The sequence below is a fragment of the Sulfurospirillum sp. HTRB-L1 genome (assembly GCF_059415125.1).
Map to the genome: position 1 here is coordinate 38,377 of NZ_JCAHZR010000013.1, position 12,886 is coordinate 51,262.

Consider the following 12,886-nt stretch of genomic DNA (forward strand, 5'->3'; position numbering starts at 1 on the left):
CGAAATGCAAAAAAAAGATCAATATTTGCAAGACCAAATCGACACCATGTCGCAAAACGCGGACATTTTTGCGCAAACAAACAACGTGCACGCTGCACGATGCGCAATCATCATGCGCTTTTGTATAAAAGCCCTAAAAGACGGCCACGAGCAGCAAGCAGAGCTTATCTACTTTCTCCACGTGCTCACCCTTGCCGCGCTAGACGCGCTAGAGGGCGAGTGGGAAGATGGCGATGAAGCCGCTTGACAGCTTTTGTAAAAATCGAAAAGCAAAGCACGAGCGAAGCAAGCTTTTTAAGCACCGTGCAGAAATTTTTGAACTTGCAAATCGCAACTACAGCGCTTACGCGATTGTAGAATTTTTAGCCACGAGAGACGTGCAAACGTCCCGCAAAAACGTAGATATTTTTCTAAAAAAACACTGGAAAAAACAAAAACAAGGAGCAACGCATACACACACCACCCCCGCGCCCGCAAGGGCGCCCCAGTCGCCCGCCAAGGCGGGCGTGAGTTCAAAAACAAAAATCGGTGCCGAGGCAGTAGCCGAGGCTGAAAATGAAGAGGTTATTTGGGACGCGGTAGTAAACGAGGACTATCGCCGTAATTCCGAAGAATTTCACAATAAATTCGCAAAAAAGGATTAAAAATGCTTCGAGTAACAGTAAACACCAAAGGCGGTGGTGGTAAAACCACTACGAGCACACATGTACTTGCTTGGCTTCTTTATCACGGTAGCCCAGTCAATGTCGTCGAAATTGATAATAACAATGTTTCATCAATTTTTCATAATTCAGAGGTTTTGGTTTCTAAAAGCATAACTACAGATCAAAAAGAACTTCGTAGAGCCCTTGCCGAAGCAGTTTTTGACCCTGCACAAGAGTATGTTATCGACGCAGGCGGAGGGGATGACAGCCTCGCGGTAATTCGAGAGGTTATCGCCCTTGGCGAAGAAGTCGAGTTTTATATTCCGATCCAACCCGACAGAAAAACCCTGCACAACGTAAAGGAAACCGTGCAGGCAATTGGCAAAGATTATTCAATCCATCTAATTTTGAACAATTTTTACCCAGGCGAGAGAGAAACAGCGTTTTGGTTTATTTACGGAGATCAGGATAACGGCTTCGAACCCAATCTTGCCATCTTGCGCCAATTTAACAGCGTAATATCTGTCCCCCACTCGCGCTCAATCGGGCAAGCCGAGGCGTTTGGTAAAACGGTTGGCGATGTTGCCTTAGCGGAAAAACGGCTTGATTTTGCTGCGGCAAAAGCCGAAGCAAGAGCACAGGGTCTTGAGGTCTTCGATGGTTTGCTTAAACAGCACAATCGTGGCCTTGACGCTATTGAGTTCCTTGACTCCATTCTAGTCGAGAAAAGGAAATAGCCATGGACATACAAAAATTTGAACGGACCGCGAACGCTATCCAGTTCGCAACCGAAAAACTCGAAGAACAACTTGGCACAATCGAGGGGCTTGAAAATCTCCCTCGCATTGTGCAGGAGACCTATGCACACACCAAGCAAATGCAAAAAGCCCGCCCTGCAAGTATTATTTTAGGCACACTTTTGGGTGTCGTTTTTGGCGCGGCCTTAGGTGCCGCGCTTGCGTACAATGCCGCTAAGCCGTTGGACTTAGCGGCCACGGCCTACGGCGTAAGCGTAGCCTACGATCGGCAGGGCCTAGCCACTTTCTTTTTTCAAAAGGATGCCTGGCACGGCCACGAGAAAGAAGGCCATTACGTAAACCAACAAATCCCGCAGCATGCCAAAGGCATAGCCCGCAAAGCCGCCAAAAAAATCGTGGAAAAGCTAGATGAAAAAAAATAACCAAATAACCCCCCGAAACCCCAAAATTTGGGGGACGGCAAGAATAGGTGATAAATGGGTAAGAGCTAGGAATAGAAAAGGTAAGAGCTAGGAAGTAATTAGGTACTTTTCAAGTACTAGACCAACGCCACTTTTTGCAAAAAGTGGCAGCGCAAGCGCAAAACCCCCCGAAACCCCCTTGGGGGAAAGAGCGCTTAAAACACCTAAAGGGAGCAAAAAATGACTGAAAGTAACAAACAATTAACTTGGCGAGTAGTCCACATGGACTACAGCGAACTGGCTAAGAGAGAAACCATCCAAGCGAAAATCCTCGACAAAATAGCCAGCGAAGATTGGGAAGGCCACATGGTCGAAATTGCCGTTAGTTTACACCAGCGCCGTGAAGATGGCAACCATGTATTCTATATTTACCTCGACCCTGTGGAGGGACGACTAAACTTGCAGGAAAAAGTCTTCGTGGGCACATATCAAGCAAGTGATTGTGAAGGCATTTTTGGGGCCAAGCTACTCCAACACTTTCACCTGCAGCAAAAACTAATCGACTCTTGCCGCCGAGCCGAGAGGAAAGCGTAATGCTTTCCTCTCGCATAGTATCAGCCCGCCAAGCGGGCACTTACTACGAAAAAGACAACTACTACACCCAGCAGCTTGGCGAATACAGAGGTAAATTAAAAGAAGAACTTGGCCTCGACGACCTAACACACGCAAGCTTCCAGCGGCTTGTTTACGGCTACCATCCCGCCACAGGCGAAGCCCTAAAGCAAAAGAAATCAAAACTCGACAACGACCGCGCGGCGGTAGACCTTACTTTTACCGCCCCAAAAAGTTTTTCGGTGGCACTCGAAATCGCAATCGCCCAGGGCGAAACCAAACTCGCCGCCAAACTCCAAGAGCTACACGACACAGCCGTAAATCGCACCTTGGATTATGTCGAAGAAAATCAATCAAAAACGAGGGTGCAAACCAAAGGCAAGAGGCACGAAATAACAACGGGGAACATGCTCTTCGCCAAGTTCCAGCACGACACAAGTCGCGAACTGGATCCACTTTTACACACCCATTGTCTTGCACTAAATTTTACGCAAGACAAATTTGGTAAATTCCGAAGCCTAGAGCCAAAAGATATCCTCAAAAGCGTCAAACAAACGGGCCTAATTTACCGCAACGAACTCGCCAAACTAGCCAAAGAGGCAGGGTTAGAAATCCAACAAACCTGCAAAAAGAACCACTTCTTCGAACTTACAAAAGTTCCAAAGCAACTACTGGAAGCCTCCAGCAGTCGAACCGCACAGGTCGAAGAGCTTTTTGCAAAGCTCAAAAAGCAGTATCCAGAAGCTCGCGAAAGCGTGCTCATGCAAAACGCAAAAATTGGCAGTCGCAAACCCAAGAAAAACGTAGATCGCGACCAAGTACGCGCGGCAAACATGCAAAACTTCGAGCGCACCATAGGGAAAAAGCAGTTAAACACTCTCCTTGCTTCCCTTCGCCCCAAACACCACTTTGGCCCTAAACTCGAAGATAGTAAAGAGTACAAACAAGAGCTAAAAGCAGAAGTGCAGCGCATACGCGCCACCATCCCCCGTGCCCAATGGCGAGGGGATTACAAAGCCCTCGAAAAAACCCTCTCCAAAAACTTTGGAGAAATTAGCGTAGCTGCCGCCATGGGCGAAATCAAGCGGCAAGACCAAGTCGAACGCGCAGCAATGGGCACCATGGAGAAGATCTTAATGCGAGAGTTGGAAAAATCCAAACTCAACACCCAAGAGTTTTTTCGTTACATCGAAAAAACTCCAAAACACAAACTAAAACATCACATCGAAGAAAGGATCGAAAATGCAAGAGACAGCAGAATTACAGCAAGAAGAGCAGAGTGTGAGCGAGAGAGACCTCTTAATCGGGCTAACGAAAACAGTAATCAACATGCAAAAACAGCAGGAGCAAATAATCGAATTGTTAACGGAATTGCTACCGAAAGAGACGGGGGAAGAGAGCGGTGAGCCCACGCTAAAAGAGCTTATTTTAGCGCAGATGGAAATCTTGGAAAATATCGAAAAAAAGTTAGAAAAATAGGTGTAATTTAAGCTTACTTGAAGTAGTTATTTATTAGATTATAGGCAGAGAACGAGAAGAAAAAAGCCCTAAAGTTGCCATTTTTTGAGGGGTTGGCGCCCCTCAAAAACGGCCCACCAGATTAAGCGAAAACTTAAGTCTAGTAGTATTGTGTTTTGCACCTCAATTCTACATATATATTCTTATAATTAGCTTAGTCTCCTTACCCTTTTACTATTATATATACACGCAAACCCACATGCCTATATATACATGTAATGGGGCCCATACAGGAGCACCCCCATGACCCCCGAACTTAAAGCGTTTTTACGCGAAAAAGGCAAGGAGCTAGCCCTTTACGAAGGCGAAATCGTTACGCTGCTCTCCTTTCGCGTATCTATCGCAGACATTGCCATCTACCTTGAGCGCCACGGCGTGCAGGTAAGCGCGGCGCAGCTCACCAAATACGTGCACGCGCATAGTTTGCGCCAAAAAGCAGCCCGCTTGGCCGCCAAAGAGGTGCGAACATGAAACGCATACTTGCTTTTTTATTCATCACCGTAGCCACCTTTTCTTGGGGTAATAAAGCCGACGTAATTTTTACGCAAAACTTATACAATATGCCCGTCGACCAAGCCAGGCAATTCCTTAAGGATAATTTCGCATTTGGCACCCAAGAGCAAATCGATAGCACTTTTTTGCAAGACTCTTGGGCATGGCAGCCCACCAAGCAGCTTGTCGAACAAGCTTTTAGCGGCACAAATCCCGAAGCGTTTGCTAAAGTGTTCGCTTGTCCAGCCACACACCCCGCAAACTTCGATGATAAAAACCAAGTGCCCTATCAGGCGTTTTTGTATTCCGCCTCTTTCGCGGACGGCACGATAACCTGCCTCGTAATCCCACTCGCAAAATTGACAAAGGCCGACGATCCCTCGTTGCGCGTAACAGAGCTGCTGACAAGCGGCATCGTCAAAAACGAAGATATTAGTTTTGTAAACGGCAAAAAAGGGAGTGCTTTTCTCGCGAAAAAACAACTGGACCACGTAGCTTCTTTTTATGCCACAGACACCGCCCAAGCGCGCAGCAATGCCGCGCAAAAAACCGCCGAATTTAATAGTGCGTGGCAGCAGCAGCAGCTTCGCCTTGCTCAGTTTCAAAACCAAAATTTCGTGCCAGGGCGCTTAAACCAGATGGATCTTCTTCTTGCCTCTGTTTTAGGCGACACAAACTATATCGACCTTGAGGCGACCACAGCCACAGGCACATTAATACTTAAGCCAGGCTACCACAGCTACAGCCTCGCTAGCACTACTATTGTGCAAACAAACGCCAGCCAAGCCACATACGGCGAAGTAAGGGGCTTTCTCTCTAGCGCAAAGTGGCTTGTTTCGCAAGGGTTGTTTTGGGGCGCTTCCGCCATGGGCGCAAACACGCCAGAGTGGGCGGATATGCAGGTGCAGGTGTTAAAGCAACTCGACAAAATGGAAATGGCAATTACCGACAACTCGAACCTTTTAGCCGCGCGTGGTGCGAGCATGACTCGCGCTTACAATACCTTCAGCGAGGTATCCGCAGGATTTTATTACTCCATCGCCATTTTTGCCCTTCTCTTCGGCACTGGGCAGTGGTTATATAGGGGTTTTGATCAGGAACAAAAAGTCTTTGCGGTAACACGGGGCTACCCCATTGCCTTAGGCGTGGGTTTGTTGCTTTTTTTACCATTGGGCGGCGGAGTGGACGAGTCTTGGCAGAGCAAATACCAGCAGGCAGAAAAATGGGGCTATTCCCTCATGTCAAACTGGGCCGACGCCCTCGCTCAAGCTGCTATTCAGATCGAGTTAGAGAGTATCGCCAGTCAAGCCGGGTTTAAAAATGCGACACAAATCACTACAGCCCTGGCGGCAAAAGAACAGGAGGTGCTAAAAACGCGGCTCTGGGGCCAAGCCGTGGATGCGTGCTATGCGCAACACAAAGAGACGAAAAACGAAATTTATACCAAGGCTGGGTATGGCTCAGAATTTTTGGAAAACAGCGGCAACATTTTCGGAGCGCTTCAAGAAAAAACAAATCTCTTCGTACTGCACTTTCCCCCAGAGTCTAAAATGTCACAGCGCCACGAGGGATGGTGGCGGTTTCATTACTTGCGCAATTCTGCAACAACCCTTTCGTATTGCGCGAACGCTTGGGAGCAATACAATCAAGCTCGTGTTCGCAGTCAGAAAATGAGCGAAGTTTTAAACCGTCCACAAACAATGCACACGGACGAAATGGCAAATATTATCCAACTTCAATATGGCATGGCGGCAGAATGGGGCTTTCCTAGTGTCCTCGCCCTTCCTATCATCAAGCACCAGCTTGAGCGGGCGGGAAAAATCCCCGAAGTGAGTGAAGTGGGCGAGGACGAAGCGCTTGTAAAAACATTCGCGAAATGGAGCGTTTTTTACATGCTACCTGGGGCGCAGGCGATTGCGCAACTGGGCACTACAGCCCTCTCTCCTCTCGCAAAAGTTCCCTATGTGGGCGATTTGATCGTAGGAGGAGGTGGTGCAGCCTTGGCCGTGTTTACGATGGAAAAAATCTTGGGCGGTCTCGCCATTGCTTCCATCGTCCTTTTTGGAGCACTCCGCCTCGTAATCATTCTTGGCAAGATTTTCATATTTCATATTGCTACACCTTTTTTATTTATCGCGGTGTTACTCAACAAGCGATCTCAGGACGACGTGATGGAATTTACGTCGAAGGTTTTTGCAACTATGCTGGAGTTGCCAATTTTCGTGTTCTCAGTCTACATTCTTATGTCCCTGCAAGACATGTTAGCAGGGGTTGGAGGTAAATTCGCGAATGCTCTAAATACTATTGCCTACGAGGCGGGTGGCGGAAGCGAGTGGGATTGGCTTAATCGCGTGGACTACTACGCCATCGGCGCGATTATAGATGTGGCCATGATGATTTTGAGCATGGTTCTTTCTTATCTTGTCCTTTTTAAAGTCCACACAATGATTCTGAACGCAATCCAAATCAAAACCGAATCAACGTTGGACGACCTCGCAGAAACCGCAGTAAACAGCGCACGAGCGTGGAACAGCAAAATATAACAGTCGCCCCCCCTTGAGGGGGCTTACATGTAAACCAAAACAAAGGATCAAAAATGAAAAAAACACTACTCACCGCACTGGCCGCAGCGCTAACATTAACGCTAACAGGCTGCACCAAACCCGCCAAAGTGTCCTACTCGGACCTCCCGCATTGCCCCAAAGAAACGCTTGAAAAGTGGGGTTTCAATGACGTAAAAGTGCGCGTCTATAGCGCGCAAAACGCCGTCGAAGGACTTGAAAAAGTCCTCGCGGAAGACGACTACATGCAAATGTCTAAAACTATCTGCATGGCTGCATGGTGGGGCGTCGCAAGCTTGCCATATTACCAAGAAGTTTTTCTCCCTCAAGCAACAGAAAAATTAGAAAACCTCAAAGAAAGGAGTTAAAAAATGGATAGAGCACAAGTCATTCACACCCTACAGGCGCAAGCACAGCGCCTTCACAATGCCGTAGAGGTGGTCCCCTGGACCGAAAAGCACAAGGTTTTCGACTTGCGAGATCAAGCTAATTTTCTAGCCCAATCACTGCAGCTAGAAATGACAGTAAACGAAAAGTTGGATGAAGCAATCGCTTTCATTTCTCACCTCGATGAAATCCTCGGATTTTTCGACCGCAAAGAATTTTAGGAGCATAAAAATGGAAAAAGGAATCTTAGATAAGCAGTCTTTAATCGCCCGAAAATACACAGTAATGATGAATCAAGAACCCCTTGATTTATGGATCAAGGGCGACAAAGTAACCAAAGCGACCTTTATGGATCGCAAAGCAGACCTAACGCTTAGTGCCGACACAATCAAGCACATCAAATCAATGCCCACACGCCTCGTAAACGGCGAAAATCTACGCGACAAAGAAGACTTCGTCCGAAAAACAAGCGCCGTAATGAGCGGACAACTTGAACTCGCAATTGCCCGCCAAGACATGAAAGTCTTAAGCCGTTTTGCTCAGAGCAAACTCGTCCCAGACGCCCAAAAAGAAGACTTCCTCGAAGCGATTAACCGCCCGCGAGGACTTCGCGGGGCGATTACTAAAGGGCTAAATCATGCTCAGCAAACCTTGCGTAATATGGCGCAGCGGATTGATCGCTTTTTCGACCGCGCCAAAGACGCGGTGGCCAACGAAAAACTAGACTCTTATTTAAAAGAGTTTCAACACCACAGCTACAACCAAGCGCCAAAGTTTGAGAACTTAGATTTGAGCAAACATGTAGATCCTAAGCTCCAAGAGAAAGCGTTTGATTTTATCAAGAAAAACGGCACGGAATGCCTTCGTGAAGCCACTCTTGCCGCCAAAGCACAACAAGAAGAGTTCTTACGCGCCGCCACGCGAGACGGCCACAGCGTGACAGACGCCAAACTGGCCCTTGGCCATGTAAAAGACAAAGAACAAGCCAAGGCAATCGAAGAGGGACGCGCACTAGACCAGCGCACCCTTACAAGCCACGAGACGGAAATCAACCGCCTGAATGCCATGCTCGCACCCCTTCTATTAGAAAAAGCGCAGCACGAAAACAAAACAGAAGCAGACCTAGAGCTCATCATGAACGACCTACAAAACAAAGGCCAAGACCCAAGCGACCTCGTGCCCTACATCGTCGAAAACGAGGCGTACAAAGCCGCCAGTGCGGAAGAAAAATGGGCGCTTGAAAACCGCGTACTTTATTCACTAGAGCCTGTTCAAGAACGCGCGGCAGAAATTAAAGCGATGAAAGAAACCCTCGCAACAAACAGCCAAGAGCTACAAAAGCCCGAGACAATGGTCGAGCGAGGCAGCTACCGCCATCAAGACCCAGCGCTTATGCCTCAAACGCTCAAGAATGAGTTTCAAGAGCTACGCGAAGCCACTAAGCCAGAAAACAATCCCACTCGCGAAGTATTTAACCAATTCCACAACATTGCGACAATCAAATTTGATGGCGTAGACATTACCGCCCTAAAGGCGTGGGAGCGGAACGCACAAAAACGAGGCGTAAGCCCAGAGCGCACGCAGGACTTTATCCAGCGTAGCCTAAACCATGCCCAGACCCTTACCGACATGGGCCTTATGCAAAAAACCGCCGAGGGCGTGTATAAATTCAAAGACCCAGCAGCCAAAGCCTGCCTTTGGACTAATCGTGACAAGCCAATTGAGCAGCTGCGGGAGCTAAACGCCCGCCAAAGCGCAGGTGAAACACAAACCACCACGGCGCAAAAGGAGCTTATCGAGCGCGTAAAGGTCTTAGCCAGCGCGCAGAGCTTTGAAAATCTCCTTGACAAACAAGGGAATATCGAACCCCAGAAACTCCAAGAGTATGCGCGTGTCTTGGAAAAAGTATCTCTCCAACTCCGTGAGGCGGCCAACACAACCACCATCACACGGGAAGATTTAAGGGCGGTAAGACACCAACACCAAAGTCAAACCCAAACCCACGAACAGGCGAGGGCATAACAATGGCGCGCGTAACAATGCAGCTTAATACTCATTTCGAGCACACGCAAAAGATGGAGGAGCATTTCTCCAAGTTGCGAGAAATCGTAAAAGCACAACAAGGAGAGGGGCTTGCCCCCTCTCCCTCAAACGTCCCAAGCCTAGAAGAGGAATTTGAAAACCAAGAGGGCTTTGGTTTTTCGCCAGAAGAGCTTTTCGCCAAAGGCTCAAAAAAGGCAATCGAAGAAGTGGGGGAAGAACTTGCCTTTGGCGCATTAAAAGAGACGCTTGGCAAATTTGTGGATGTTTCAATCGAGGGCGGTATCGCCACCATTACTATGCCCGCGATGGTGCTAGAAATGTTTGCCTCACTTTTTCAAGAGAAAGGAATAGAGCGATGATAGGAACATTACTTACAACCGCCGCAATTGGTGGATTAGCCTATGCAACCGTGGGCCCTCGCAAGCTTGTGGAAAACGGCTTTGTATACAGCCGCTATCCCGAAGGCGCGCATAGCTTTGGCAGCCTTGCAAACCCGCAAACACACAAGAGAGGCTACGTCTGGACCCCCGCCAAAATCCTCGCGAAAGAGCTACGCGAAGAAGCCGAAGCTACTGTCTTTTTAGACGAATTTCGCTTCGATGGCGACTTTAAAAAGAAATCTAAAATGCTAAAACGCATGGTAAAAAACTACGAAAAGCAACGACATTATCTTAAGCCTCTTTGGCTCACCCAATCGATGCTTTTGGTCGGTAAAATGGGATCGGGCAAAACTGAAATGTACTTCAATCTTTTGGCCCAAAAATTCTACAATCGTGCCGTAATTCACCAAGTGAAGGCAGGTGACTTCTTGGAGAAATTTTACAATCCAAAAAACGATATTTTGTTTTCGCCTTACGACACCAGAGGGGCACAGTGGGACGTCCTTGCCGAAGATGAAGGGATTATTAACACTTTCTTCGAAGTGTACATGAATGGCGTAATGGGCGATAAAAAGGACTATTTTTCTAGCACCGCGCAGCGCCTTTATAACGAAACCCTGCAGAAGGTAAAGGTTAAGTACCGCGACTTTGACAGTCCGACACGGTGGAAACTCTTTATCAGAGATTTAAAAAACATGTTCGCTGAAATGACCAGCGCAAGCCAAAAATCTAAACAAGACGTAGTGGGTACGATGGAGAGCATGATCGAGCCGTTGGAAATTATGGCTTGGAAAATGCAAAACCCAAAACAAAAACGCTTTACAATCAAAGATTTTTTTGCACGTAAAGATCAGTGCAAACTCTTCCTTGACAATCTGCCAGAGCGCGAAAAAGCCCTAACGCCTCTTTTTAGTGCGTTTATTGCCGCGATGAGCCAAATTCAGGCGACTTTACCCAACACGAAAACAGACTTTACGTTCTATGCCCTCGATGAATTTTTGTCCTTATTGAAATTTTTGGATGACGGGAGTATCCACCGCCTTTTTACGACCCTGCGCAGCAAGGGCGCGATTATGTGCCCTGCCGTTCAGTATATCCCCCTGCACGACAAGAAGCTCAAGCAAGCACTAACAAGTAGCTCTTTCGCGTGGATCTTCTTTAGTGTGATCGACGAGGACACCGTTAAACTCTTAAAAGAGACCGTAGGCGAAACAGAATATACATACGAAGAAGAAAACCGCAGCAAAAACCACAAGGGAGAGGAGAGCAAAAGTTTCAACATCCAGGCGCAAAAAACGCACCTGATAAGCAACGATTTGCTTAACCACCTTGGAGAGACATATACTCACATTACGTATATTCCCACCAAGAAACTGCTTTACGTCGGTTATACCCCGCAAGTGGATCTTATCAATATAGCAGCCGCCACAAAGCCCGTAGATTTGACACCATTCTACGAACTCAAATACCACAGCCAGGGCGAAGTGGAGAGTCAAGAAGAGCTAGACGCTTTGAGTTTTGGCGATTTGTTTAAAATTCGCCCTCTCTCAAAAATCGAAGAATTACGCCTTTTTAAAAAAATGAACAAAGCAAAGGAAAAAGGCCAAGAGGGCGTCGCCCAGTTCGTCAAGGAACAAAACCTCGTGGAGGTAAACCTAGAATTTCTGTTTGAAAAGTTCATGGCCAATGAGAAGAAAATTGCTAACTTCATGCGCATGTACACCCTCACCGATAGGGTAAAAATTCAGTACGAGTACGAAGACGCGGAAGGTGACGATGCCGCCCAATTGGCCGTCATTGAAAAATACGACCTATGGGGCGCCCTGCCCAATTTTTGGCCAGGGCCGACGAAAGCAGAAATTAACAGTATCTAACAGTCGCCCTCGCGAGGGGGCTTACATGTAAACCAAACCAAAAAGGAAAAACAAATGAAAAAAACACTACTCACCGCACTGGCGGCAGTTTCTCTACTTTTCGTTGGCTGTAGCGACAGCTCAAGCACTGGGCCGACGCCTCACCCTGTGCGCAAAGAAGCAAAAATAGACGCGCAGGAGCTAGAAAAAATCAAAGCGCTCAGTGAGACATTGCCAGCGCAGAAAATCTTGTTTGATCACTACCGTGTCGCCGTGGTAACACAGCAACCCAAGCGCGCAGAACTCTACCTCACAGAAGCCAAAGAAGCAGCCAGCCAAGGCGGCGGAATAACCGAGGCACAAATCCAAGAGTATGTGCTTCGTATCAAAACAGATTTACGAAGCTTCATTGACCAGTGCGAAACGTTTTTAAAAGAAAAAGACATAGAGCAAATCCAAGCGACGCTTGATTGGGCAAAATTTCGAGGATACGATAATTTTGCATACTACGAAGACAGCTTTGTGCCAAGGGCTCAAAAAGTCCTTGAGGACTACGCAAACGGGAAGTAAGGCTAACGCCTTACTTCTTTCTCACAACAAACAAATCTTCAGGCAACCCATTCGCGCGCGCCAAATGCTTTAAATACTCTTCCTCACCAAGCCGCCGATAAAGCCGCTTGCGAAGAGTGTTGTATAAAAAATAGAGAAAAAGAATAACCGCCGGTGTTCCAAGAAAGTAAACATTGCCAGCCACTCTTTGTACGCGACTATTTTCTTCTTTTATTTTTTTGTTTTCATCTTCGTCAAAAGAATATCTCCAACTTCGCGCATGGTGATCTGGTTTTGTTATAGGTTTCGCTAGCCGACTATCGACCCAATCTTTAGTTGGGTCAAATCCTACTGCAAGAAGAAATACCATAAGTGTAAAAATGCCAATAAAGTATCCGACATATTTTACAATATTAGCAAGCACACCACTTTGCGCGGCGCGCAAATTTCTTTCAATCCCCTTTACCTTATTAAGCGTAGCAACATCCCCTGCGCACTCATACTTTACCTCATTAAACCTATTGTGAAGCTCAGGTCGCATGAAACACTCCTTTTTGTAATGGGCAGTATTTTAGCATAGTGAAAATGGGGCTTTCCTTACAGGGCGGGCTTGCAGTCACAAGTGACCTAGTACACGGTACTAGCCAAAGGTGCAAATCCCTAAGCCAAAAACAAACATCCAATTTCC

The 12,886-nt window shown here is 47.2% G+C and carries 15 protein-coding genes; 14 read left to right on the top strand and 1 reads right to left on the bottom strand.

What is annotated here, in order from left to right; translation table 11 throughout:
• Positions 1-4 precede the first annotated feature (4 nt).
• From AC5SLM_RS13975 to AC5SLM_RS14040, 14 genes are all read left to right on the top strand, one after another.
• Positions 5-247, top strand: a complete 243-nt coding sequence (locus AC5SLM_RS13975; RefSeq protein ID WP_495251590.1) for a hypothetical protein — start codon at positions 5-7, stop codon at positions 245-247.
• The gene (locus AC5SLM_RS13980) at positions 234-644 is read left to right on the top strand and encodes a hypothetical protein (RefSeq protein ID WP_495251591.1); all 411 of its coding nucleotides are present in this window, start codon (positions 234-236) and stop codon (positions 642-644) included. The genes AC5SLM_RS13975 and AC5SLM_RS13980 overlap by 14 nt, the downstream gene beginning before the upstream one ends.
• Before the next feature lie 2 nt (positions 645-646).
• Positions 647-1,381, top strand: coding sequence for a nucleotide-binding protein (locus AC5SLM_RS13985; protein WP_495251592.1), 735 nt, complete (start codon positions 647-649; stop codon positions 1,379-1,381).
• Between the two features lie 2 nt (positions 1,382-1,383).
• The gene (locus AC5SLM_RS13990; protein WP_495251593.1) at positions 1,384-1,824 is read left to right on the top strand and encodes a hypothetical protein; all 441 of its coding nucleotides are present in this window, start codon (positions 1,384-1,386) and stop codon (positions 1,822-1,824) included.
• A gap of 219 nt (positions 1,825-2,043) precedes the next feature.
• A complete protein-coding gene (locus AC5SLM_RS13995) occupies positions 2,044-2,397 on the top strand; it encodes a hypothetical protein (protein ID WP_495251594.1) in 354 nt (117 codons plus the stop codon).
• Complete coding sequence (gene mobF / locus AC5SLM_RS14000) at positions 2,397-3,821, top strand: MobF family relaxase (protein ID WP_495251595.1); 1,425 nt, start codon at positions 2,397-2,399, stop codon at positions 3,819-3,821. Before AC5SLM_RS13995 ends, mobF begins: the two co-directional genes overlap by 1 nt.
• A gap of 355 nt (positions 3,822-4,176) precedes the next feature.
• A complete protein-coding gene (locus AC5SLM_RS14005) occupies positions 4,177-4,404 on the top strand; it encodes a hypothetical protein (protein ID WP_495251596.1) in 228 nt (75 codons plus the stop codon).
• Positions 4,401-6,968 (top strand): hypothetical protein, encoded by a 2,568-nt coding sequence (locus tag AC5SLM_RS14010; RefSeq protein WP_495251597.1) that lies wholly within the window; start codon positions 4,401-4,403, stop codon positions 6,966-6,968. The genes AC5SLM_RS14005 and AC5SLM_RS14010 overlap by 4 nt, the downstream gene beginning before the upstream one ends.
• Before the next feature lie 53 nt (positions 6,969-7,021).
• Positions 7,022-7,354, top strand: a complete 333-nt coding sequence (locus AC5SLM_RS14015; protein ID WP_495251598.1) for a hypothetical protein — start codon at positions 7,022-7,024, stop codon at positions 7,352-7,354.
• A gap of 3 nt (positions 7,355-7,357) precedes the next feature.
• Complete coding sequence (locus AC5SLM_RS14020; RefSeq protein WP_495251599.1) at positions 7,358-7,594, top strand: hypothetical protein; 237 nt, start codon at positions 7,358-7,360, stop codon at positions 7,592-7,594.
• A 10-nt stretch (positions 7,595-7,604) separates the two neighbouring features.
• Complete coding sequence (locus AC5SLM_RS14025; protein WP_495251600.1) at positions 7,605-9,395, top strand: hypothetical protein; 1,791 nt, start codon at positions 7,605-7,607, stop codon at positions 9,393-9,395.
• Positions 9,396-9,397: 2 nt separating this feature from the next.
• A complete protein-coding gene (locus AC5SLM_RS14030) occupies positions 9,398-9,775 on the top strand; it encodes a hypothetical protein (RefSeq protein WP_495251601.1) in 378 nt (125 codons plus the stop codon).
• Entirely contained in the window at positions 9,772-11,670 is a 1,899-nt protein-coding gene (locus AC5SLM_RS14035) for a type IV secretion system DNA-binding domain-containing protein (protein ID WP_495251602.1), read from the top strand. Before AC5SLM_RS14030 ends, AC5SLM_RS14035 begins: the two co-directional genes overlap by 4 nt.
• A gap of 54 nt (positions 11,671-11,724) precedes the next feature.
• Positions 11,725-12,219, top strand: a complete 495-nt coding sequence (locus AC5SLM_RS14040) for a hypothetical protein (protein WP_495251603.1) — start codon at positions 11,725-11,727, stop codon at positions 12,217-12,219.
• A 10-nt stretch (positions 12,220-12,229) separates the two neighbouring features.
• Here the strand turns inward: AC5SLM_RS14040 and AC5SLM_RS14045 are convergent, their stop codons facing one another.
• Positions 12,230-12,739 carry a hypothetical protein gene (locus AC5SLM_RS14045; protein ID WP_495251604.1) on the bottom strand — a complete coding sequence of 170 codons (510 nt, stop codon included), beginning with the start codon at positions 12,737-12,739 and terminating at the stop codon, positions 12,230-12,232.
• Positions 12,740-12,886 lie beyond the last annotated feature (147 nt).

Bases quoted from the DNA above. Each gene is read 5' to 3' on its own strand.
- AC5SLM_RS13975 (WP_495251590.1), top strand. From the start codon at position 5: ATGCAAAAAAAAGATCAATATTTGCAAGACCAAATCGACACCATGTCG.
- AC5SLM_RS13980 (WP_495251591.1), top strand. From the start codon at position 234: ATGAAGCCGCTTGACAGCTTTTGTAAAAATCGAAAAGCAAAGCACGAG.
- AC5SLM_RS13985 (WP_495251592.1), top strand. From the start codon at position 647: ATGCTTCGAGTAACAGTAAACACCAAAGGCGGTGGTGGTAAAACCACT.
- AC5SLM_RS13990 (WP_495251593.1), top strand. From the start codon at position 1,384: ATGGACATACAAAAATTTGAACGGACCGCGAACGCTATCCAGTTCGCA.
- AC5SLM_RS13995 (WP_495251594.1), top strand. From the start codon at position 2,044: ATGACTGAAAGTAACAAACAATTAACTTGGCGAGTAGTCCACATGGAC.
- mobF (WP_495251595.1), top strand. From the start codon at position 2,397: ATGCTTTCCTCTCGCATAGTATCAGCCCGCCAAGCGGGCACTTACTAC.
- AC5SLM_RS14005 (WP_495251596.1), top strand. From the start codon at position 4,177: ATGACCCCCGAACTTAAAGCGTTTTTACGCGAAAAAGGCAAGGAGCTA.
- AC5SLM_RS14010 (WP_495251597.1), top strand. From the start codon at position 4,401: ATGAAACGCATACTTGCTTTTTTATTCATCACCGTAGCCACCTTTTCT.
- AC5SLM_RS14015 (WP_495251598.1), top strand. From the start codon at position 7,022: ATGAAAAAAACACTACTCACCGCACTGGCCGCAGCGCTAACATTAACG.
- AC5SLM_RS14020 (WP_495251599.1), top strand. From the start codon at position 7,358: ATGGATAGAGCACAAGTCATTCACACCCTACAGGCGCAAGCACAGCGC.
- AC5SLM_RS14025 (WP_495251600.1), top strand. From the start codon at position 7,605: ATGGAAAAAGGAATCTTAGATAAGCAGTCTTTAATCGCCCGAAAATAC.
- AC5SLM_RS14030 (WP_495251601.1), top strand. From the start codon at position 9,398: ATGGCGCGCGTAACAATGCAGCTTAATACTCATTTCGAGCACACGCAA.
- AC5SLM_RS14035 (WP_495251602.1), top strand. From the start codon at position 9,772: ATGATAGGAACATTACTTACAACCGCCGCAATTGGTGGATTAGCCTAT.
- AC5SLM_RS14040 (WP_495251603.1), top strand. From the start codon at position 11,725: ATGAAAAAAACACTACTCACCGCACTGGCGGCAGTTTCTCTACTTTTC.
- AC5SLM_RS14045 (WP_495251604.1), bottom strand. From the start codon at position 12,739: ATGCGACCTGAGCTTCACAATAGGTTTAATGAGGTAAAGTATGAGTGC.